The sequence below is a fragment of the Shewanella pneumatophori genome (genome assembly GCF_023283895.1).
Classification (GTDB): Bacteria; Pseudomonadota; Gammaproteobacteria; order Enterobacterales; family Shewanellaceae; genus Shewanella; species Shewanella pneumatophori.
Map to the genome: position 1 here is coordinate 257,523 of NZ_JAKILB010000005.1, position 22,953 is coordinate 280,475.

Consider the following 22,953-nt stretch of genomic DNA (forward strand, 5'->3'; position numbering starts at 1 on the left):
AGGAGTTAGCTTGCGTCTAATCCTGTTGGCTATTTTAGCCATGAGTTTTCCCGCGATGGCGCGGGAAGACATGCCCGCCAAAGCTTGGCTAGAAAATATGAGCCAAGCCCTGCGAGAACAAGAATTTAAAATTTCCCTGATCCAGCTGCAATCTGATCATATTCGCCCATTGGTTTATATCCACGGTAAAGTGAATGATCAAGAAGTTGCATTTTTAGAGCACCTAAACGGTCCGCCTAAAAATGCAGTAAGAGTTGGTAATACAGTGACTTTTATCGAGCATGATCAACCCGCTTATAGCGTTCACTCTAGCCGCATCCAAGGAGTTATCCCTGCGGCACTAGCTGATGATGTGTCTAAGCTAGAAGAGGGCTATCAGTTTGTACTTGGTGGCCGCAGTCGTATTGCTGGTCGTCCAGGACAACTTGTTCGCATTATTCCAACTGACACCAATCGTTATGGTTACCAAGTGTGGTTGGATATGGACACGTACTTACCATTACGATTCGATATGATCAGTGTTGATAAGCAGTTACTTGAGCAACTGTTGGTTGTTGAACTGTTAGTGCTTGATGAAGTCCCTGCAATTTTAAAAGAAGCCTATAAGCAAGAATGGCCGGCGGTAATGTCACAGTCAGACCGAGATAGTGGTGAAGATTGGCAATTTAGCTGGTTGCCTGCAGGCTTTAAAGTACTCATTAAAGATCAGCATAGGCTGATAGGCAGTAAAGAAGCGGTCGAGTATATTGCTATTAGTGATGGCTTAGCTAATATTTCTGTTTATGTTGCAAAGGCTGGGGAAGCGCCACTTCCTGAAGAGCTAGTGATCAGAAATGGCTTATCTTTAGCGACAGAACGCGTTGGGAATGCCGAGGTGGTTGCTGTTGGTAAAGTGCCAGCAGAAACACTAAGTCGCATCGCCAAGAGCATCATGTTGCAATAATAGGGTTTTATCATGATGGAAGAAGTCGCTAGAGTTGTCGCTAATGGCAACTCTGGTTGGGTTGTGGTTGAAGTCGAAATGAAAAGTGCCTGTAATCACTGCGAAACTAGTGAGTCTTGTGGCACTTCTGCTGTATCAAAAGCGTTTTCGCCAAAGGTGCAGCGTTTTTCAATTCAAAGTGAGCAACAGTATGCTAAGGGTGAGCGTCTAAAATTAGGTTTACCCGAAAGCGTTATCTTAAAGGCGGCAACCTTGGTGTATATCTTGCCGTTATTTGGTTTTTTTATCGGTGCCTTTCTCGGTAATTTAATTGCCAAGTTAGCAGAAGTTCACCCTGATTTATTTGCTATATCAGCAGGCGTACTTGGTGGCTTTTTGTTTTGGGCCATCGGGAAAAAAGCGGCGAAAAAATTAGAAGAACATGCTCAACCTATCATTATTAAATCCTTAGGGAAGCCAATCGAAATCGCCCATTAACGATAATGGCGACCTTATCGTGATTATTTCCCTGCTATTCACATTATAAAAATTGGTATTAAAGCTGCAATCGGGTACAATTCTGCACTTTAAAATTTTTATCAACTTCGAGTTAAGTCATCCCAGCATAATGAAGCATATTAGAAACTTTTCAATTATTGCCCATATTGACCACGGCAAATCAACACTATCAGATCGCCTTATTCAAGAATGCGGTGGCTTAACCGATCGTGAAATGGCAGCGCAAGTTCTTGACTCAATGGATATTGAGCGTGAGCGCGGTATTACGATTAAAGCCCAAAGCGTAACATTGGATTATCTAGCGAATGATGGTGAAACTTATCAGTTAAACTTCATTGATACTCCAGGCCATGTTGATTTCTCATACGAAGTATCACGTTCGCTAGCAGCTTGTGAAGGTGCATTGTTGGTTGTTGATGCGGGTCAAGGCGTAGAAGCGCAAACACTTGCTAACTGTTATACAGCACTAGAAATGGATATGGACGTAGTTCCTGTTCTAAACAAGATCGATTTACCACAGGCTGACCCTGATCGTGTGGCTGAAGAGATTGAAGACATCGTAGGTATCGAAGCAACTGACGCTGTGCGCTGTTCTGCTAAAACTGGTATCGGTATTAAAGATGTACTAGAAGTAATTGTTGATCAAATTCCACCACCAGAAGGCGATACAGAAGGCCCACTACAGGCGCTAATCATCGATTCTTGGTTCGACAGCTACTTAGGCGTTGTATCTTTAGTACGTATTAAAAATGGTGTACTGAAAAAAGGCGACAAGTTTAAGGTTATGTCTACAGGACAAACCCATAACGCTGACCGCGTAGGTATTTTTACACCTAAGCAAACCGATACCGCAGAGCTAAAAACCGGTGAGGTAGGCTTTGTTATTGCGGGTATTAAAGAGATCCACGGCGCGCCAGTTGGTGATACTTTAACTCACGCTAAGCACGGTGCACTAGAGCCGTTACCAGGCTTTAAGCGCGTTAAACCACAGGTTTATGCGGGTGTATTCCCAATTTCTACCGATGATTACGAAAACTTCCGTGATGCACTAAACAAGCTAAGCTTGAATGATGCTTCATTGTTTTTCGAGCCAGAAACATCGTCTGCACTAGGTTTTGGTTTCCGTATTGGTTTCTTGGGTCTGCTACACATGGAGATCATTCAAGAGCGTCTAGAGCGTGAATATAATCTTGAGCTGATCACTACAGCACCAACCGTAGTTTATGAAATTGTTCAGACTAATGGTGACATTATCTATGTAGATAACCCATCAGATCTGCCAGCGGTGAACAACATTGCGGAGATGCGCGAGCCTATCGTTGAAACCAATATTCTGGTTCCAAAAGAATATTTAGGTAACGTGATCACCTTATGTATCGAAAAACGTGGTGTGCAAACTAATTTGGTTTACCATGGTAACCAAGTTGCATTGACCTACGAACTGCCTATGGCTGAAGTCGTTATGGACTTCTTTGACCGTCTAAAGTCAACCAGTCGTGGTTATGCATCACTAGAATATAACTTTATCCGTTTTGAGCCAGCTGACATGGTGCGTTTGGATATCTTGATTAACGGCGACAGAGTCGACGCGTTAGCTATGATTATCCATAAAGGTTTGATCCGTACTAAAGGTCTAGCGCTAGTGAATAAGATGAAAGAGCTTATTCCACGCCAGATGTTTGATATTGCGGTACAAGCAGCCGTTGGTAGCCAGATTATTGCGCGTTCATCAATTAAAGCTATGCGTAAAGACGTAACTGCTAAGTGTTATGGTGGTGACGTTTCGCGTAAGAAGAAACTATTGAACAAGCAGAAAGAAGGTAAGAAACGCATGAAGCAAGTTGGTAACGTGGAAGTGCCACAAGAAGCCTTCTTAGCGGTACTAAAGCTTAACGATTAAGCAAGTCGATTAAGAATTGTTAATAAATCGCTAGACTAAGCGCCGCAGTTTGCGGCGCTTTCATTACAGGCGTATAACCTTAAAGACAATGGCATTTTCGCCATGCTACAGACAATGTTTGGCAGGAGTTAATTAATAATGGCAGCCCATTTTTCTCTAATTTTGGTATTGGTGACCTTAGGCAGCGGTTTAGTTTGGTTGGTTGATGCATTAGTTTTTGCACCGAACCGCCGCGAGAAGTTGGCAAGTGCGCAGGCAGCTCACACGGATTTGAGTGATGAGGCTGCAGAAGAAATTATGCGCGAGTCTGCAATTGTTGAAACATCGAAGTCTATCTTCCCTGTTATTGCGTTCGTACTTATTTTGCGTTCTTTCATTTACGAACCATTTCAAATTCCATCAGGTTCAATGAAACCAACGTTGTTAGTTGGCGACTTTATATTGGTTGAGAAATTCAGCTACGGTATTAAAGATCCTGTGTGGCGCTCAACATTACTTGAAACAGGTAAGCCTGAGCGTGGTGATGTTGCCGTCTTTAAATACCCAATGAATCCGCAAATCGATTACATTAAGCGTATTGTAGGCTTGCCGGGTGACCGCGTGATCTATCGTAATAAAGAGCTTTATATTCAACCGGCTTGTGCGGAAGGTCAAAGCCCTTGCCCAGAGCTTAAAATCGTTGATCGAGTAGAAGTTAATCGCGGCGAGTTTTCACAAAGCGGTATGCCACTTATTCGTTATAAAGAGCAGTTAGGTGACATCACCCATGATACTTTGGTGAATCCTGCAATTCCTGACCGTATAAACCATTTCTTCCGCCAAGAAAATGTACCGTTAACTGAGTTTATCGTACCTGAAGGCCAGTACTTTGCTATGGGCGATAACCGTGACAACAGCACTGACAGCCGTTTCTGGGGCTTTGTGCCTGAAGAGAATTTAGTGGGTAAAGCTGTGGCTATTTGGATCAGTTTTGAATTCGATAGAAGGCCATCAGACTTTTTACCGACTTGGATCCCAACAGGGGTTCGTTTTAACCGTGTAGGCGGAATTGTGTAATTATGGAACCAATTAAAAACATTCCACGTTTGTGCCGTACTTTAGGGTACGAGTTCAGCGAAAAAGGATTTTTAGATCAAGCGTTAACTCACCGTAGTGCTTCGAATAAGCATAATGAAAGGTTGGAGTTTTTAGGAGACTCTATTCTTTCTATCGTGATTTCTGATGCCTTATACCATCAGTTTCCGGCGGCAACTGAAGGCGATTTAAGTCGTATGAGAGCGACCTTAGTGTGCGGCAAAATGCTCGCTGAAATCGCTGTTGAGTTTAAATTAGGTGATTACCTAAAGCTTGGTCCTGGTGAGTTGAAAAGTGGTGGCTTTAGACGTGAGTCGATTTTAGCCGACGCTGTTGAGGCGATTATTGGTGCGATATACCTAGATTCTGATATCGAAAAGTGCCGTTCTTTAGTGCTTAGTTGGTATGAGTCACGTTTGAAAGTGATTGAGCCTATCAACCAAAAAGACCCTAAAACTTTACTGCAAGAATATTTGCAGAAGTTTAGAAAACCACTGCCAGTTTATAAAGTGGTCCATACTGAAGGTGATGCTCATGAGCAAACTTTCACTGTTGAATGTATTGTAGAAGACTTGAGCCAGGCCGTAATTGGAGTAGCCAGTTCTCGCAGAAAAGCGGAACAGAGTGCTGCTGCTCAAGTATTGGAGTTAATTAAGAAATGAGTGACAACAAAGATTTACCTGAAAGCCACGAGCCAAGTTTAGACGAGCTATTGGCGAACATGAACAACCCATCGTCAGCAGTTAAGTACGCAGTTACTTATTGCGGTATGGTGGCGATTGTGGGTCGTCCAAATGTGGGTAAATCAACACTACTGAATAAGCTTTTAGGGCAAAAGATCAGTATTACTTCGAAGAAACCGCAAACTACGCGTCACCGTATTATGGGTATTCATACCGATGGTCCGCGTCAGGTGGTATTTATTGATACACCAGGTTTGCACATCGAAGAAAAACGCGCCATTAACCGTTTAATGAACCGTGCAGCAGCAAGCTCGCTAGCTGAAGTTAGCCTAGTAGTGTTTGTTGTTGACGGCATGAATTGGACGCCAGATGACGAAATGGTACTGCGTAAACTGCAAAGCCGTGACGATGGCCGTAAGACGATTCTAGCCATTAATAAAGTCGATAATATTAAAGATAAAGAAGCGCTTTTCCCGCATCTTGAAGAGTTATCGAAGAAGTTCCCGTTTGATGAAATCCTGCCGATTTCAGCAACCCAAGGTACTAACGTTCAGCGTATCTTAGATATGTCAGTTGCCTCAGTGCCAGAGTCGCCACATTACTTCCCTGAAGACTATGTGACCGACCGTTCGCAAAAGTTTATGGCATCTGAAATCGTGCGTGAAAAGCTAATGCGCTTTTTGGGTGACGAATTGCCATACGATTGTACGGTTGAGATCGAACAGTTTAAGATGATGGAAAACGGCGTATACCAGATCAACGCATTGGTACTTGTTGAGCGTGAAACTCAAAAGCGTATGGTTATTGGTAACAAAGGTGAACGGATCAAGAAGATCAGCTCTGCAGCTCGTGTTGATATGGAAGTTTTGTTTGATAACAAGGTTTTCTTAGAAATGTGGGTTAAAGTCAAATCTGGTTGGGCAGATGACGAACGTGCATTACGCAGCTTAGGTTACGGTGACGAATAGTCGCTGTTAACTTAGCGGTGAATGATGCCTCTTTTTAGTGATAAGAAGGGGCATTTTTATTACTGAATTGGAATAATCAATATGGAGCGTGGCTACGTTCTTCATAGTAGGCATTTTCGTGATGGTAGCGTTATCGTTAACTTGCTGGTCGATGGTAAGGGGCGTGTTGATGCTGTTGCTCGCTTGGGCGGCGCAAAAAATTCCATTCGCAGTATCATTCAGCCGTTCCAACCCATAATATTCCAGCTGCATGGCAAGACAGACCTAAAAAATCTTAAACAGGTTGAAGCCGCAAGCCCTCCAGTTCCGTTAACTGGAGATTGTTTGTATTCAGGCCTTTATCTTAATGAGCTGCTTATTCGTTGTTTGAGTGTGCAACATAGTGCTGAGGATCTATTTTTTGATTATCACCGCACTTTGATAGCTATGGCGACAGAGTTTGAGCAAAGCCAATTGAGATACTTTGAACATGCATTGCTTAAAGAACTGGGGACTATGCCGTCGCTGGACTTTGACCCAAGCGATGCGCCTATTACAGCAAGTGGTTTTTACCGTTTAGAGCCAGATCATGGTTTTACGCCTGTTATAGCTACCGCTTACAACCAGCATCGATTTTTTACTGGAGAGATGCTTGTAGCCTTAAATGAACGCACTTTGACAGCTGCACATTTTGCGGAAGCTAAAAAATTAATGCGTCAACTATTGGCCCCCATCCTAGGTGATAAACCGCTATATTCACGAACCTTGTTTGCAAAAAAGCCTCAAGCATAGCTAGGTTAAGCTGCAATTAATTAGTGATTGTTTGGCCAGCGATACTGGCTAAACAGCAACCCTATCAGTACAATGGCGTTTTTATTTCTGCTTATTTTTTAAGGAACAAACATGGGCCGGATCTTATTGGGCGTTAACATCGATCATATTGCGACTTTACGTCAGGCACGCGGTACAAATTATCCCGATCCAGTTCATGCGGCAGCTGTTGCAGAGCACGCTGGTGCAGAAGGTATCACTATTCATTTACGCGAAGATCGTCGTCATATTATCGATCGTGATGTTTATACCTTAGCGAAAACCTTAAAAACGCGCATGAATTTAGAAATTGCCGTTACCGAAGAGATGCTTGATATAGCCTGCGAAGTTAAGCCAGCTTACGTTTGCTTAGTGCCAGAAAAGCGTGAAGAGTTAACCACTGAAGGTGGCCTTGATGTTGCGGGTCAGCAAGAGAAGATTGCTGCCGCTGTTGCGCGTTTAAGTAAAGAAGGCATTAAAGTGTCTTTGTTTATTGACGCAGATAGCACGCAAATTGATGCTGCGGTAGCGGTTGGAGCGCCAGTTATTGAAATTCATACCGGTTGCTATGCAGATGCAGAAACGGATTGCGAGCAAGCTGCAGAGCTAAAGCGCATTAGCGACATGGCAACCTATGCCCATGCAAAGGGCCTAGTGGTAAATGCGGGCCATGGTTTGCATTATCATAACGTAAAAGCCATTGCTGCAATTCCAGAGCTTTATGAGCTAAATATTGGCCACGCCATTATCGCTCGCGCGGCAATTGATGGTTTAGATACTGCTGTGCGTGATATGAAGCAGTTGATGCTAGAAGGTCGCCGCGGCGAGTAAACAACAATAGCTTTGATGTGATTAAGCCGAAACATTTGTTTCGGCTTTTATTTGCCCCTAAATTGAGATGAGTTAGAGAACGATTATGATTGTAGGTTTAGGCACTGACATTGTAGAAATTGCTCGAATTGAGGAGCGCATTCCGGCTGCAGGTGATGAAGCATTATTGAGTTGCCGTCTAGCCAAGCGTGTACTAACTGAAGCTGAGTTCGAGTTTTTTATCTGTTCAACGCAACCGGGTCGTTACTTGGCTAAACGCTTTGCCGCTAAAGAGGCTGCGGCTAAAGCATTAGGAACCGGCATTGGCCGTGGTGTGTCTTTTCAGCATATTGAAATCAGTAATAATGAGCTAGGTGCACCTTTAGTTCAGTTTACTGCTGGCGCACAATTAAGGCTTGAAGAGCTTGGCGGTAGCCGGGCGCATATCTCAATTGCTGATGAAAAGCACTACGCTACCGCCACGGTAATTTTGGAATCTTAAGTTGACCATTTGGTGAGTTGTACTTTTAGCCCTTAAATTGTAGTCGCTTACAGCGCATGACTTGCTCGCCATCACAAACTAGTTCACCAGTAAATTCAAAACCAAGCTGTTGATAAAGGCTAATAGCACTAAGGTTATTGGGGTACACACTTAGGTATATTTGCTGGCAATTAAAATGTTCAAATAAATCACTCAGCAGTAATTTGGCAAAACCTTTACCTAAGCCTAGCCCTTGAAAACGTTTATCAATTAAAAAACGGTCAAACCACACTCTAGTTTGCTGGCTGGCTTCAGCTCGCTTTGTTTGCTCTAAATGTGTTGATGGCGTTAATTGCTCGCAATCGTCAAATTGGCCATACATGGCAAAACCTGCCATATCTTCACCATAATAAAGTGCTACAGGCTTGTATCGTGTATCCTCTTTAGCTTCTTGCAAGCAATCGGCTATTGGTTCGATAAACCCTATTTGCGCTGTGTTGAGCTCTAAATTGAGTAACGCAGGTAAATTTGCTGGGGTGATCTCTTGAATGCTTAATGTTGGGCGAGTCATAAGGTGCTATTGAGTGTGTATTTATGCTGATTTTAACACTGATTGTATTGAAAGCTCTTTTGCTATTTTCAGGCTTTGGTCATTTGTGCGCACTTTAAGCGTTTAAATCTTAAAGTGCGCTAAAGAGTGTGTTTACTCGTCGTCAAATTGCTCTAAAAACATTTTTGATGGCATAAAAAATAAGCAGCCTGTTTTAGCTTCAACAAAGTCGAGAAGGCGATCGTAATGGCCATTATCGTCTGCATTGATCATTTGGCTCAAAGAGGTTTCAATAATTGAGGGGGTGGCGGCAAAGCCGACAAACATAGTGCCGTGCTCCATTGCATTACCGTAAGGGCGATTTTGCCTAAGCATTTTTATCTCTTCGCCATCAATTTCAACCTTGCTCTTAGCATTGTGCGCCCATGCGGGCTTTTCTGCATCACTTAGCTCAACGTTGTCCATCTTAGTTCGACCAACGACTTGCTCTTGATATTCAGTTGTCTGTTTGTCCCAAAGGCCTTGGCGGTCAATATAGCGCTGTACATGTAAATAACTACCGCCCCGATGTTGTTCGATGTCGTCCTTAACCAAGACAGCCTCGACTCTTTCATCACCATCAGGATTTTCAGTACCATCGACAAAATCAATCATGTCGCGGTTATCGAGGTACTTATACCCTTGTATGTCTTCAATTAAACAAGCAATGGCGCTAAAGCTATTGCGAATGTATTTCGCTGCTTGGAAGTTCAAATCAATTCGTTCTGATTTGATCATCACGAAGATATCGCCGCCGGTTGACGGGAAGTGACGTTCGCCATTTCGCATTTCCGGGAATATATGCAGCTCAGCAGGCATAGGATGCTCGGGAAACAATTGTGGCCACGCATTTGCTGAAAAACCGATAGAGACATTGAGATCTGCGCTGAGATCTTTGTGATTAATAGACTTTTCTATTCCAGCAATGGCAGCAATAGCGTCGCCAATGACCTCTGGCAGCTGCGCTGTCGGGATCAAGGAAAAAGTAAGGTACTCTACATGAGAGCTTGGATTAGATAATACGCCTGGTTGAGCAAGTGAGCAAAGCGTTGTCATTAAAATTTCCCCATCAGAAAGGTTAGCTGTCGACGTTCCGTCATCCAAATCAAACTTTTGTTGTCAAAGAGTCAAACAGAACTTATTGGAGTCCTTAAAAACTATACGCCTTTAATTATAGATGTGAAATTAACTAGCGTTAATCATTGCCTTGCAACTGCTAGCGAAAAGATATTTGGCTGAGATTTTATTGAATACAGTGACTTGGGTTGCGAAACTATCAACAAAGTCACTACAGGCTGCAAGGTAGTTTGAGAACCCCGTTAACTCTGTGTATTGTGCCGCTTATTAAGTTGATATTTAACACTGTGTTTATTTTTTACGCTTGCTAGCAGGCTCGTTTAGCCAGATAGAGTAATGATTATGTTTGTTCCTAGATTAAACCGAGTTGAGTCCACATTTATCCTGTTAATCAATGCGTGGCTGCTATCGGCATGCGGCAATGGACAGGTTCCGATTAGTGAGGATGACCTTAATCAAACCGAGTGTGATGCACAATATCAAAGTGATTGTCCAGAGACTTATCGTGGCAAGTTGTTTACTGGTATTGCGACCAATTATGCTTATGGTAAAGCATTTTATAGAGCGACTCAGTATCAAGACGGGCTAGAACACGGCTATAGCTTCTCGACGCTAAACAATCAACTCAATGAAACGGCTTGGTATAAGGCGGGTAAGTTAGATGGAAAACAGATTAGTTACCATCCTTCAAGCACTGGAAAGCCACAATGGGTGAGGCTTTACCAAGCTGGCGTAAAAACCGAGCATTGGCTTTATGATGAGCAGGGCGTAATCCTCAGCTATAAGCGATTTGAAGGCGACAAAGAAGTCGAGAGCATTAGTTATGAAAAAGGCCGAGAATGGCGCCTGTATTATTTTGTTGATGGTGAAAAGCGCCAACGTCACAAGGACTATTATGCAGATGGCCTGCTTGAGAGCGAGAGTGAATTTATTTATGCCGATTATAAAAAGCTTAATGAGAAAACTTACTATCGTAATGGTCGCTTAAAAACTAAATTTAACTTCGACAGGGTGACCAATACCGGCATATTAGAAACCTACGGTTCAAATGGCAAAAGACGCTCAGAGCAACATTACGGCTATAATCCGCTCAATACCCTCCATGGGATGCAGTTAACTTTTTGTGATGAAAATGGTCAGGTTGCTTCTCGCGAACATTACAATATGGGCGTGGAAGATGGCGAGTTTGCTAAATATCACTGTAATGGCCAGTTAATATCAAAGCGTACCTATGTAAACGGCGTGGTGACAGACAAGCAGATTAAAATCTATGATGAGAATGGTTTTGCTGTGGTGATAAAAAAGCTTGATGGCAAAGGTAACATCATCCAAGAAAGCTACTTTGATGATGACTTATCTAAATGGGTGACTTATTCAACAACAGATTAGTCACTAGTGGATAATCCCTTTGCGAAGCGGGCGCTGATTCAGCATAAGTTACTTTATTGAGGAGTAATCTAGCCTAAAAAGCTATTTTGAACTTTTACTCTATTAAAATGTGACGAGATCCATTAGGTTAGTATTTAGTTAAAATTGGTCGCTTCAAAAGAAAGCTAAGAGCAGATTGTTGCGTAACGAGAGTGATTTATCGATGCAGCGCCAAATAAATCGTCATGTTAGATATAAGCGCTAACTTGCTATCTAGCTAGGCATAGCTTAATGGAGAAGAGCAGATGAAATCCGCCGAAGAACAGTTATCAACCTATAAAAGTGTGCACTTGAATCCTAAAAATATTCGCACTCATTTTGTGGGAGTGCCATTAATTATTTGGTCACTATTTTTATTGTTGAATATCATTCCACTCAATTTTGCCGTCGCTAACGACCCTGTGATCACCTTTAATCTTGCAACGATTTTTACTGTTGGTGTGCTTATTTACTATTTTTTACTGCATGCCAGACTCGCACTTGGCTTAACGTTATTTATCATTCCAGTGCTTTATACATCGAGCCTAGTCGCGCAGACGCCCAATGCACTATGGATTGCAGTGGCAGTATTTTTTGTTGGTTGGGTGATTCAATTTATTGGTCATCACTACGAGAAGGCAAAGCCCGCTTTTGTCGATGACTTGAATCAATTGTTAATTGGCCCTTTCTTTTTAATGGCGGAAGTCTACTTTATGCTAGGCATGGAAAAGCAGCTATTAGCTGATATCACGCCTTTGGCTCGCGATAAGCGCAGAGCGTTAGAGGCAGCAAGAAAGGCTGCTTAAGTGATTTTAGCAGAGGTAACTAAAAAGGCGCGAAAGCGCCTTTTTATTCTGAGTAGAGTATGGCTTGGTTAATCTGCAGTCTTAGGTGCAAGGTAATGCTGCGGCATAACTCTTACGGTTTTAATCATATTGTCTGCGACATCTATCACCTCGAGCGGGTAGCCGTATAAGCGCATTGAAGTATTAGGTTCTGGGATGTCTTCAAGATATTCGAGCACTAAACCATTGATGGTTTTAGGCCCATCAATCGGAAAGTGCCACGCCATCTCTTTATTGAGGTCGCGAATGTTGATACTTGCTTCAATTAGGAAACTGCCGTCTTGCTGCGGGGTAATGTCTTCACTTGGCGTAGTCACCATCGAAGTGGTGAAATCGCCTACAATTTCTTCCAAAATATCTTCAAGGGTCACTAAGCCCTGAATATCACCATACTCATCAACCACTAAGCCAATGCGTTCTTTGTTGTGCTGAAAATTAGCTAGCTGCACGTTGAGTGGGGTCGCTTCAGGAATAAAGTACAACTCTTTTACTGCTCGAAGTAATGAAGATTTACTAAATTGCCCTTTAGATTGTAGGCGCAATGCATCTCTTAAATGCACAAAACCAACCGCATCATCAATCGTGTCTCTATATAACAACACCCTTGTGTGGGGGCTTTGAATGACCTGCTTATTAATGCTTTTAAAGTCATCGTTAACGTTAATGGCGTACAGTTCATTACGCGGGATCATGATGTCATCAACGGTGACTTTCTCAAGATCCATAATCGATAGCAGCATCTCTTGGTGACGCTGTGGGATCAATGCGCCAGCTTCGTTAACTACCGTGCGCAGCTCCTCTTGGCTGAGAGCATCATCGGTTTTAACTGAATGAATACCTAATAAATGTAGGAAACCAGAGGTGATGAAATTGACGATTTTAACTAATGGGGACAGGGCAACTAACAACACGCGTAGAATAATACTAGATGGAAAGGCGATACGTTCGGGGTGCAGTGCAGCGACAGTTTTTGGAGTCACTTCGGCAAACACTAACACAACCAAAGTTAATACACCGGTCGAGATGGCGACCCCCACGTCACCAAATAAACGTATACCAATAATGGTTGCGATTGCAGAAGCTAAAATATTGACTAAGTTATTGCCGATTAAGATAAGTCCAATTAAGCGGTCAGGACGTTCTAACATTTTTATCGCACGAGTAGCGCCAGTGTGGCCGCTGTTAGCTAAGTGACGGAGGCGATAGCGGTTGAGCGACATCATGGCGGTTTCTGAGCCTGAGAAGTAGGCTGAGAGTAAAATTAAGACGAACAGAATAGATAAAAGTACGCCAGTGGATATATCGTCCAAGAGTTGGAACTCCGCTGTTGTTTAAAGAAAGGGCGAATAATAAAGCTGAGTGAAGCCTGTAAAAATAATTAATTACAGAACTTTCTAAAGAGTGTCAAGTTTGACCCACCAATCAAAGGTGGGTCAATTGACTAAGATTGAACTTATTGCAGGATAATCTCTTTAACGATACGTGCGCCAAAGTAGGCTAGTGACAATAGCACACCACCGGTTAAAGTGTAGGCTACAGCGGTTCTAATGCGGCAACCAACCCAGTATTGCTGGGCCAGCATCGCGATATAAACGCACCAAGCCATAATAGAAAGAATCGCTTTATGACCTTTACCTTCTTCAAACATATCGTCTAAGAAAATAAAGCCAGTTGCTAAAGATAAACTCAACAAAATAACCCCAACAATCACCAAGTGATAAAGCTGCTTTTCAACAGTCATTAATGGTGGCATTGCCGATGTCATTACAATTTTCTTGTTTTTCAGGCGGTTTTGAATAATCGCTAACTGAATTGCATAAAGTGCGGCAATCATCAAGGCGCTATAAGCCATCAGTGAAAGCACTACGTGCACTAATACATCTGGATGAATTTCAAAATGAATGATGTATTCAGGTGGCACTAGCCAAAGCAGTGCAACAGAAATTACCGAGCAAGCATAAACGACAGGTAACACCACTATGACTTTGAGTCTGAATAGCAAAATGGTGAAACTGAAAGTAATGATCCAGTTAACCATAGAAATAACGTTGGTTAGACTGAAGTTTTGTCCATCACTTGTCATAATCGTTTGTGATAGCGCCGCAGCATGCAAAACTACGCCGATGGCAGCAATGCCGGCAACGAGTTTTCTATTGGGTCCGTCAACATGAAACAGGCGACTTGCGACGAGAACCAAAGCAATACTATAAAATAACATGGCTGTAGCTGAAAAAATGACCATTGAGTATTAACCTATTGTGTTATGAACCTGATGCTTTAACGAAAGCCGACTAACCGAGTTGCATACTAACGTGATTTAAACGGGAGTTAAATCGCTGAATGAGCTAACGTATCGCGTTGTCTCTTTTCATTAAAGTCATTTCGATTTTAATCATTGCGCTCTCATGTAACCTTATTGGTAGAATAACATGAGCTATGGCCTTTTGGGCAGTGACCTTGATTGCAAAAATGGGTCGATTCTTTGTTCTAGAACCTATTTTTGGTAAATATTTTATAATTGGGTGTAGCTGTTATAAAAGTAACTTGCGTCATTCTGTAGCATAATATCTGGGCATCGCTATAATACAGCCCCATCAATAGCAAATTTAAACGGTAAAGAACTGGATAATGTTTGAGAACTTAACTGACAGATTGTCACGGACTCTGAAAAATATCAGTGGCCGTGGTCGCTTAACGGAAGAAAACGTTAAGGAAACCTTACGCGAAGTCCGCATGGCACTTCTTGAGGCCGATGTTGCCTTGCCTGTGGTTCGTGAATTCGTAAATAGCGTTAAAGAACGCGCTGTTGGGCAAGAGGTTTCAAAGAGTCTAAGTCCAGGCCAAGCCTTTATTAAGATCGTTCAAAGCGAACTTGAAAACGCCATGGGCGAAGCAAATGAAGCTTTAGACCTATCGGCGCAGCCTCCAGCTGTAATCATGATGGCCGGTTTGCAAGGTGCGGGTAAAACAACCAGCGTTGCAAAGCTGTCTAAGTTCTTACGTGAGCGTGAGAAAAAATCAGTCCTTGTGGTGTCTGCTGACGTATACCGTCCTGCGGCAATTAAGCAGCTAGAAACTTTAGCGGCTGAAGTTGATGTGCAATTCTTCCCATCGGATGTTAGCCAAAAGCCGATAGACATTGCTAATGCGGCTATCGCGCACGCAAAGCTTAAGTTCATTGATGTTGTTATTGTCGATACTGCAGGTCGTTTGCACGTTGACGAAGCCATGATGGACGAAATTAAAGAGCTTCATGCAGCGGTTAAGCCAGTTGAGACACTGTTTGTGGTTGATGCCATGACAGGTCAAGATGCGGCAAACACAGCTAAAGCCTTTAATGAAGCGCTACCACTGACCGGTGTGGTTTTAACTAAGGTTGACGGTGATGCACGTGGCGGTGCGGCGTTATCTATTCGCCATATTACTGGCAAGCCGATTAAATTCTTAGGTGTTGGTGAAAAAACTGACGCATTAGAAGCCTTCCATCCAGATCGTGTTGCTTCGCGTATTCTAGGTATGGGCGACGTGCTTTCTCTTATTGAAGAGGTTGAGCGCGGCGTTGACCAAGAAAAGGCAATGAAGCTAGCTGCTAAAGTAAAGCAGGGCGGAAGTTTTGACTTAGAAGATTTCCGTGAGCAGTTGCAGCAGATGAAGAACATGGGCGGCATGATGAACATGATTGAAAAGTTACCAGGTGTAGGGCAACTGCCACCTGAAGCTTTAGCTCAAGTTCAAGACGGTAAAATGACAGGGCAGATGGAAGCGATTATTAATTCTATGACGCCAGGTGAGCGCCAGCGCCCAGATATCATCAAAGGTTCGCGTAAGCGCAGAATCGCGATGGGCAGCGGCACACAAATTCAAGATGTGAACCGCTTACTTAAGCAGTTCACACAAATGCAGAAAATGATGAAGAAAATGTCGTCAAAAGGCGGCATGAAAAAGATGATGCGTGGCATGAGCGGTATGTTACCACCAGGCATGAAAATGCCGGGCCGCTAAGCATTAATTATATTCTGCAAAGCTAAATTTACAGACTAGAGTAAAACTTGCTCTGGTCTGTTTATCGTTTTAGGCGTAAAAAACGCCGATTACGGTTGCATTCGTCGGTCAGTCAGGTAAAATCTGCCGGCTTTCTATCTGGGGCTCTCCGCGAACACGGAGTTTCAGTTTTTATTTTTGCTTGATAAAAAGCAAATCATTAGAGGATACCAAACGCATGGTTACCATTCGTTTAGCTCGTGGCGGCGCAAAAAAGCGTCCATTTTATAACATCGTTGTAGCTGACAGCCGTAACGCCCGTGACGGTCGTTTCATCGAGCGCGTTGGCTTTTTTAACCCAGTAGCACGTGGCCAAGAAGAAGCTCTACGCTTAGATCTTGACCGTGTTGAGCATTGGGTTGCTAACGGTGCTGCTACTACTGATCGTGTAGCAAAATTGATCAAAGACGCTCGTAAAGCTGCTGCTTAATAGCGTTAGGGTATAGATTGATGAGTAGTAAACAAGAACCCGTCATCCTTGGCAAAATTGGTTCAAGTTATGGCATTAAAGGTTGGTTGAAGATCACTACCTATACCGACTCTGTTGAAGGTATTTTTGACTATTCACCTTGGCTTATTAAAGAACAAGGCGAATGGCGCGAGGTTAAGGTCGTTCAGTGGCGTTTCCAAGGTAAAGCAGTAGTTGCTTGTCTTGAAGGCGTATCAACACGGGATGAAGCACAAGCACTGACTAATTGTGAGATTGCTGTGTTAGCGGAACAGATGGAAGAACTACCAGAAGATGAATTCTACTGGCGAGATCTTATCGGCTGTGAAGTAACCAATACCAAAGGCTACAACATGGGTACAGTTCAAGAGATCGTGGAAACAGGATCAAATGACGTACTTTTAGTTAAAGCTAACGCGAAAGATGGCTTTGGCAAAGCGGAACGTATGATTCCCTTTGTTACTGACCAGTTCATCCAAAAGGTGGACTTGGCAGCAAAACAGATTTTAGTGGATTGGGATCCGGACTTTTAAGTCGAGGTAGAACATATGTGGTTAGGGGTAGTAACCCTGTTTCCCGAGATGTTTCGTGCCGTAACAGACTTTGGCGTAACGGGTCGTGCAGTTAGTAAAGGGTTACTAGAGTTGCAAACGTGGAATCCTCGTGATTTCACCCATGATAAACATAAAACAGTGGATGATCGCCCTTACGGTGGTGGCCCTGGAATGTTGATGATGGTGCAGCCTCTACGTGATGCCATCCATGCAGCAAAAGCTGCAGCTGGAAAAGATGCCAAGGTGATTTATCTTTCTCCTCAGGGCCGTAAGCTGACACAGCAAGGTGTTGAAGAGTTAGCAAAGTCATCCAGTTTGGTTTTAGTGTGTGGTCGATACGAAGGTGTTGATGAACGCATTATTCAAACTGAAGTGGACGAAGAGTGGTCGATTGGAGATTACGTGCTTTCGGGCGGTGAACTTCCAGCGATGACCCTGATAGATTCAGTTTCAAGATTGGTTCCTGGCGTGCTAGGAAAACAAGCTTCTGCAGAGCAAGATTCTTTCTCTGACGGATTACTGGATTGTCCCCACTATACGCGTCCCGAAAGTTTGGATGGACTGGATGTTCCAGCCGTATTACTAAGTGGCAACCACGAACATATTAGACGCTGGCGTCTACAGCAAAGCCTAGGTAGGACTTTGTTGAGACGACCAGAATTACTTGAAAATCTAGCTCTGACTGGCGAACAAGAGAAGCTTTTAGCCGAATTTGTTGACACCATCAAACAAGATGATTAGTCGAAGCGCAGTTATTACTAGTATGGAGTTTATTTAATGAATAACATCATCAAAATGCTCAACGAAGAGCAAATGAAAACCGACGTACCACAATTTGGTGCCGGTGATACAGTAGTTGTTAAAGTACGTGTTGTAGAAGGCGGTAAAGAGCGTCTACAGGCGTTTGAAGGCGTTGTAATCGCTAAGCGTAACCGCGGCGTTCACTCTGCATTCACAGTACGTAAAATCTCTAATGGTGAAGGTGTTGAGCGTGCGTTCCAGACTCACAGCCCAATCATCTCTAGCATCGAAGTTAAGCGTCGCGGCCGTGTTCGTCGTGCTAAGCTTTACTACCTACGTGATCGTTCAGGCAAGTCTGCACGTATCCGTGAGAAGCTTGCTACTAAGTAATTTAGTACCAGCTAAAAAAAAGATGCAGTGTTCGCACGAGAAACCGCCTATATGGCGGTTTTTTGTTGGCTAAATTTTAGTAAGCTTTTTTCTGTCCTCTACTTCGTTTTCCTACCGTTAAATTTTTCATTATTTAAAATCAGTGCTTGATCTCAACTGCTTGTATAGGCATAGTGTCTTCAAGGTGTAATGGTGTACCGTTACAATATTACTTGTAGCTATAAATAGTTTGAGCTGCATAAATACAAATTGAGACGTTATTCAGTGACATAAAGACTGGCAACGCAATAAGCGACATAGACAGGTGATAAACATGCAACAAGATACAATCAACAATGTTCATATTAGTTCAGAGCAAGTGCTAGTCACTCCTGAAGAACTAAAGCGCGATCTACCTCTGTCTAAGCATGCTTATCAATATGTACTTAATGCCCGTAAAACCGTTGCTGATATTGTGCATAAGCGCGACAACCGTGTGTTGGTTATTTCAGGTCCTTGCTCCATCCACGATATTGATGCGGCAAAGGAGTACGCGCTTAAGCTGAAAAAGCTGCATGATGAATTAGGTGATGAGTTCTTTGTACTAATGCGGGTTTACTTTGAAAAGCCACGCACAACTGTTGGCTGGAAGGGCATGATTAATGACCCTGATATGGACGAATCCTTTGATGTCGATAAAGGTCTTAGAAAAGCACGCGAGTTGATGATTTGGCTTGCTGAGCTTGAGCTGCCGGTGGCCACTGAAGCACTAGACCCAATTAGCCCACAGTACATGTCAGAGCTTATCACTTGGTCTGCGATTGGCGCGCGTACTACTGAGTCACAAACTCACCGAGAGATGGCATCGGGTCTTTCAATGCCTGTAGGCTTTAAAAATGGCACTGACGGCAAGCTAGGTGTTGCCATTAACGCGCTAGAATCAGCTGCCAGTGGTCATCGTTTTATGGGGATTAACCAACAAGGGCAGGTGGCATTATTGCAAACAGCGGGCAACCCTGACGGTCATGTGATTTTGCGTGGCGGTAAAACCCCAAATTATGACGCCGCGAGTGTGGCAGAGTGTGAGCAGCAGCTGCATGCTGCTAATTTAAGTGCTCGCTTAATTGTTGATTGTAGCCATGGTAATTCATCAAAAGATCACAACAAGCAAAAACCAGTGTGTGAAGACGTATTTAACCAAATCGCCTTAGGTAATAAATCCATTATAGGGGTGATGCTCGAAAGCCACTTAAACGCGGGTAAACAAAGCAGCGATCTGCCACTTGATCAATTAGCTTATGGTGTATCAGTTACCGACGCCTGTATTGACTGGCAGACAACTGAAACGTTACTTCGCCAAGGTGCAAGTGATTTAGCTGCGGTATTACCGACAAGATTTGATATGCTCAAAGTAGCAAATGGTTGATGGAAGAAAGATTGATGAATGAGAAAACAACTGCAGAGCTAGAAAATCTACGAGGTTTAATTGATGGCGTTGATCAGCAACTGCTGCATTTATTAAGAAAGAGACTCGACTTAGTTGCTCAAGTTGGCGCGGTAAAACATGGCGCAGGTTTGCCTATTTATGCGCCGCAGCGTGAAGCTAACATGCTTGCTAAGCGCCGGGCTGAAGCTAAAGAAATGAATATAGCGCCGCAATTGATTGAAGATATTCTGCGCCGACTGATGCGTGAATCTTACCTCAATGAAAAAGATGTTGGCTTTAAACAAGTTAAAGCAGATCTTGGCCATGTGGTGATCGTGGGCGGTGAAGGTAAGCTTGGTGGCTTATTCTCGCAGATGCTGACTCTGTCAGGTTACCAGGTAAAAAGCTTGGATAAAGATGATTGGGTCAATAGCGAAAGCATTTTTGATGGTGCGGGCTTAGTGATCGTGACAGTGCCAATCAATATTACCTGTGAGTTGATTGCCGACAAACTCACTAATCTACCTAAAGACTGTATTCTTGCAGATCTCACATCGATCAAAGGCGCGCCGGTAGAGGCAATGCTTGCCGCGCACTCTGGTCCGGTGCTGGGTTTGCACCCAATGTTTGGTCCAGATGTGGGCAGTTTAGCTAAGCAGGTGGTGGTAGTGTGTCATGGTCGCGATGCTGATGCTTATCAATGGCTGATTGAACAGATTGAAATTTGGGGCGCACGCATTGTTGAAGCTGAGCCGAGTAAGCATGATAAAGCCATGCAACTTGTACAAGCGATGCGACACTTTTCCTCATTTGTTTATGGTTTAAATCTTTATAAAGAAGAAGCCGATATCGAGTCATTATTGCAATTTAGCTCGCCAATTTACCGCTTAGAGTTAGCAATGGTCGGCCGACTATTCGCCCAGAGCCCAGAGCTATATGCCGATATTATTTTCGCTCAAGAAGAGAGTTTAGTAGCGATTAGTGATTACTTAGATAATTACTCACAGGCATTATCTATTTTAAAGTCGGGTAATCGCGATGCGTTTGTAGAGCAGTTTGCTGAAGTGTCTCGTTGGTTTGGCGACTTTGCGCCGCAGTTCCAACGCGAAAGCAGAGCCATGTTGCAATCAGTTAATGATATGAAAACTGGTTAATAGTAGCTGCTTACATCAATGCTGTTGTTGGCTCCCATTTCTAGCATGAATTAATCCCCTTTATAAAGGCACCTACTAGGTGCCTTTTTCATATTTGGTTGTTGAAATTCAGCTACTGTTGATAATGCTTATCAGTACTCTACTAAAAGTGCTTGAGGCAGTATTTTTAATCCTTATTTGCTTTATCGCTTTGTTGGTACGCCATTAACTATTGATAAAAAACATTTTTATCTGGTTTCACGTTAACATTCTTAGCCTTTATTAGTGAAATCTAAAAGTGATCTCTTTCATAGTTTCAAGCTTTGATCTGAGAAAGTCCTTTTGCAAATTCCCAAGAAGCGTAGACTAATCTTAAAACATGTAAATAATATGCATGATTAAAATATAGGAGTTAGTGTCGTGTTTTGTATTCAATGTGAGCAAACAATTAGAACACCTGCGGGTAACGGCTGTAGTTACTCTCAAGGTATGTGCGGTAAGTCTTCTGATACTTCAGACTTACAAGATCTTCTTATTTATATCTTACAGGGCGTGTCTTCATATGCTGCTTTAGCTCGTGAAGTGGGAATTATCGATCATGAGATTGATACCTTTGTACCCAAAGCATTCTTTGCGACACTGACTAACGTCAATTTTGATGACGAGCGCATCATTGCTTACACCACTCAAGCAGAAACGTTCCGTAACCGTTTAAAAGCGGCTTATGAAGCTAAGTGCAGTGAACTTAGTATTCAAGCTAAACCAATGAATGCGCCAATGCAGTTGGTACTCGGTGCGACTAAGCCTGAAATGCTATCTCAAGCGCTACAAGCTGTGCCTAATCGTGGTAAAGATGAGGTCCATGAAGATATCATGGGTTTACGTTTACTTTGCTTATACGGCCTTAAAGGCGCAGCAGCCTATATGGAACACGCTCGTGTACTAGAACAAACTAGTGATGAGGTTGCTGGCGAGTTTCATCAAATCATGGCTTTCCTTGGTGAAGACTCTGTCGATGCCGATAAGCTATTTAATACTGCAATGCAGATTGGTCAGCTTAACTACCGGGTAATGGCCATGCTTGATGAAGGTGAAACTCATGCATTTGGTCACCCAGAACCTACTCAAGCCAATACCAAGTCAGTTAAAGGTAAGGCGATTTTAGTGTCGGGTCACGACATGAAAGATTTAGAACTTATTCTTGAACAAACTGAAGGTAAGGGAATCAATGTCTATACCCATGGTGAGATGTTGCCAGCACTGGCTTACCCAGAACTTAAAAAGTATCCACATTTAGTGGGTAACTACGGCAGCGCTTGGCAAAACCAGCAGAAAGAATTTGCCACATTCCCTGGCGCAGTTGTTATGACATCAAACTGTATCATCGACCCAAATGTGGGTGACTACTCAGACCGTATCTTTACTCGCAGCATTGTTGGCTGGCCTGGTGTGACTCATATCATTGGTGACGATTTCAGTGAGGTTATTGCTAAAGCTGAGTCTTTAGAAGGCTTTATCTATGACGAGATCCCCCATCTAATCACCATAGGTTTTGCTCGTAATGCGCTAATGGCTGCGGCACCTACCGTTATTGAGAATGTTAAGAGTGGTGCAATCAAGCATTTCTTCTTGGTAGGCGGTTGTGATGGCGATAAGCAAGAGCGTAGTTATTTCACTGATATCGCAACTCAAGCGCCAGCTGACTCAGTTATTCTGACTTTAGGGTGTGGTAAGTACAAATTCAACAAGCTTGAGTTTGGTGATATTAACGGTATTCCACGTCTATTGGATATTGGTCAGTGTAACGATGCTTACTCGGCTATTCAGCTTGCGATTGCGCTTTCTGAAGCGTTCGAGTGTGATATCAATGAACTGCCACTTACGTTAGTGCTGTCTTGGTTTGAGCAAAAAGCGATTGTAGTGTTGCTAACACTATTATCACTGGGCGTTAAAAACATCATGACTGGCCCAACGGCGCCAGCATTCTTAACGCCTAATCTAGCCAAGGTGTTAGAAGAGAAGTTTGGTCTTCGCAACACGACAACAGTTGAAGCTGATTTAAACCGCGTACTTAACGTCGCGTAGCATTAACTGACTCAGGTGAAAGTTACTCAAGAATGGTCACCAACGCGTGGCCATTTTTTAGCTCTAAAATTTACTCGCTTTAGGTGGGAAAG

Annotated in this window: 23 protein-coding genes; 19 read left to right on the top strand and 4 right to left on the bottom strand. The window is 43.1% G+C overall.

Annotated elements, in window-relative coordinates:
• Positions 1-10 precede the first annotated feature (10 nt).
• The 9 genes from L2740_RS09990 to acpS all read left to right on the top strand — a co-directional run bounded on the left by L2740_RS09990 (position 11) and on the right by acpS (position 8,167).
• Positions 11-943 (top strand): MucB/RseB C-terminal domain-containing protein, encoded by a 933-nt coding sequence (locus L2740_RS09990; protein ID WP_248950003.1) that lies wholly within the window; start codon positions 11-13, stop codon positions 941-943.
• A gap of 12 nt (positions 944-955) precedes the next feature.
• Complete coding sequence (locus tag L2740_RS09995) at positions 956-1,420, top strand: SoxR reducing system RseC family protein (RefSeq protein WP_248950004.1); 465 nt, start codon at positions 956-958, stop codon at positions 1,418-1,420.
• A 130-nt stretch (positions 1,421-1,550) separates the two neighbouring features.
• The gene (lepA, locus tag L2740_RS10000; protein ID WP_248468909.1) at positions 1,551-3,341 is read left to right on the top strand and encodes a translation elongation factor 4; all 1,791 of its coding nucleotides are present in this window, start codon (positions 1,551-1,553) and stop codon (positions 3,339-3,341) included.
• A gap of 138 nt (positions 3,342-3,479) precedes the next feature.
• Positions 3,480-4,397 (top strand): signal peptidase I, encoded by a 918-nt coding sequence (gene lepB / locus L2740_RS10005; protein WP_248950006.1) that lies wholly within the window; start codon positions 3,480-3,482, stop codon positions 4,395-4,397.
• A gap of 2 nt (positions 4,398-4,399) precedes the next feature.
• The gene (rnc, locus tag L2740_RS10010; RefSeq protein ID WP_248950007.1) at positions 4,400-5,077 is read left to right on the top strand and encodes a ribonuclease III; all 678 of its coding nucleotides are present in this window, start codon (positions 4,400-4,402) and stop codon (positions 5,075-5,077) included.
• Positions 5,074-6,066, top strand: coding sequence for a GTPase Era (gene era / locus L2740_RS10015; protein WP_248468906.1), 993 nt, complete (start codon positions 5,074-5,076; stop codon positions 6,064-6,066). The genes rnc and era overlap by 4 nt, the downstream gene beginning before the upstream one ends.
• Positions 6,067-6,147: 81 nt before the next feature.
• Positions 6,148-6,837 carry a DNA repair protein RecO gene (gene recO / locus L2740_RS10020; RefSeq protein ID WP_248950008.1) on the top strand — a complete coding sequence of 230 codons (690 nt, stop codon included), beginning with the start codon at positions 6,148-6,150 and terminating at the stop codon, positions 6,835-6,837.
• 111 nt (positions 6,838-6,948) lie between these two features.
• Complete coding sequence (pdxJ, locus tag L2740_RS10025) at positions 6,949-7,686, top strand: pyridoxine 5'-phosphate synthase (protein WP_248950010.1); 738 nt, start codon at positions 6,949-6,951, stop codon at positions 7,684-7,686.
• 85 nt (positions 7,687-7,771) lie between these two features.
• Positions 7,772-8,167 (top strand): holo-ACP synthase, encoded by a 396-nt coding sequence (gene acpS, locus L2740_RS10030; protein WP_248950012.1) that lies wholly within the window; start codon positions 7,772-7,774, stop codon positions 8,165-8,167.
• A gap of 25 nt (positions 8,168-8,192) precedes the next feature.
• Here acpS and L2740_RS10035 read toward each other — a convergent pair whose 3' ends face one another.
• A complete protein-coding gene (locus tag L2740_RS10035; RefSeq protein WP_248950013.1) occupies positions 8,193-8,717 on the bottom strand; it encodes a GNAT family N-acetyltransferase in 525 nt (174 codons plus the stop codon).
• 132 nt (positions 8,718-8,849) lie between these two features.
• A complete protein-coding gene (locus tag L2740_RS10040; protein WP_248950014.1) occupies positions 8,850-9,791 on the bottom strand; it encodes a Dyp-type peroxidase in 942 nt (313 codons plus the stop codon).
• A gap of 363 nt (positions 9,792-10,154) precedes the next feature.
• On the opposite strand from L2740_RS10040, the gene L2740_RS10045 reads away from it, so the two are divergent.
• Both L2740_RS10045 and L2740_RS10050 read left to right on the top strand, forming a co-directional pair.
• Positions 10,155-11,201 carry a toxin-antitoxin system YwqK family antitoxin gene (locus tag L2740_RS10045; RefSeq protein WP_248950015.1) on the top strand — a complete coding sequence of 349 codons (1,047 nt, stop codon included), beginning with the start codon at positions 10,155-10,157 and terminating at the stop codon, positions 11,199-11,201.
• Between the two features lie 284 nt (positions 11,202-11,485).
• A complete protein-coding gene (locus L2740_RS10050) occupies positions 11,486-12,025 on the top strand; it encodes an Mpo1 family 2-hydroxy fatty acid dioxygenase (protein ID WP_248950016.1) in 540 nt (179 codons plus the stop codon).
• A gap of 68 nt (positions 12,026-12,093) precedes the next feature.
• On the opposite strand, the gene L2740_RS10055 is transcribed toward L2740_RS10050, so the two are convergent.
• Both L2740_RS10055 and L2740_RS10060 read right to left on the bottom strand, forming a co-directional pair.
• The gene (locus L2740_RS10055) at positions 12,094-13,374 is read right to left on the bottom strand and encodes an HlyC/CorC family transporter (protein WP_248950017.1); all 1,281 of its coding nucleotides are present in this window, start codon (positions 13,372-13,374) and stop codon (positions 12,094-12,096) included.
• A gap of 143 nt (positions 13,375-13,517) precedes the next feature.
• Positions 13,518-14,306, bottom strand: coding sequence for a cytochrome C assembly family protein (locus tag L2740_RS10060; protein ID WP_248468897.1), 789 nt, complete (start codon positions 14,304-14,306; stop codon positions 13,518-13,520).
• Positions 14,307-14,692: 386 nt separating this feature from the next.
• On the opposite strand from L2740_RS10060, the gene ffh reads away from it, so the two are divergent.
• The 8 genes from ffh (at position 14,693) to hcp (ending at position 22,861) form a co-directional block, all read left to right on the top strand.
• Positions 14,693-16,066, top strand: coding sequence for a signal recognition particle protein (gene ffh / locus L2740_RS10065; protein WP_248950019.1), 1,374 nt, complete (start codon positions 14,693-14,695; stop codon positions 16,064-16,066).
• Between the two features lie 217 nt (positions 16,067-16,283).
• Positions 16,284-16,535 (top strand): 30S ribosomal protein S16, encoded by a 252-nt coding sequence (rpsP, locus tag L2740_RS10070; protein WP_012154307.1) that lies wholly within the window; start codon positions 16,284-16,286, stop codon positions 16,533-16,535.
• A 20-nt stretch (positions 16,536-16,555) separates the two neighbouring features.
• Entirely contained in the window at positions 16,556-17,086 is a 531-nt protein-coding gene (gene rimM, locus L2740_RS10075; protein WP_248950020.1) for a ribosome maturation factor RimM, read from the top strand.
• 15 nt (positions 17,087-17,101) lie between these two features.
• On the top strand, positions 17,102-17,848 hold the full coding sequence (gene trmD, locus L2740_RS10080) for a tRNA (guanosine(37)-N1)-methyltransferase TrmD (protein WP_248950022.1): 747 nt from the start codon (positions 17,102-17,104) through the stop codon (positions 17,846-17,848).
• 36 nt (positions 17,849-17,884) lie between these two features.
• Positions 17,885-18,238: a 50S ribosomal protein L19 gene (gene rplS, locus L2740_RS10085; protein ID WP_012276214.1), complete on the top strand. Its 354-nt coding sequence runs from the start codon at positions 17,885-17,887 to the stop codon at positions 18,236-18,238.
• A 313-nt stretch (positions 18,239-18,551) separates the two neighbouring features.
• Positions 18,552-19,643: a 3-deoxy-7-phosphoheptulonate synthase gene (locus L2740_RS10090; RefSeq protein ID WP_248950023.1), complete on the top strand. Its 1,092-nt coding sequence runs from the start codon at positions 18,552-18,554 to the stop codon at positions 19,641-19,643.
• 14 nt (positions 19,644-19,657) lie between these two features.
• Positions 19,658-20,797: a bifunctional chorismate mutase/prephenate dehydrogenase gene (gene tyrA, locus L2740_RS10095; RefSeq protein ID WP_248950024.1), complete on the top strand. Its 1,140-nt coding sequence runs from the start codon at positions 19,658-19,660 to the stop codon at positions 20,795-20,797.
• Between the two features lie 399 nt (positions 20,798-21,196).
• Entirely contained in the window at positions 21,197-22,861 is a 1,665-nt protein-coding gene (hcp, locus tag L2740_RS10100; RefSeq protein ID WP_248950025.1) for a hydroxylamine reductase, read from the top strand.
• Positions 22,862-22,953 lie beyond the last annotated feature (92 nt).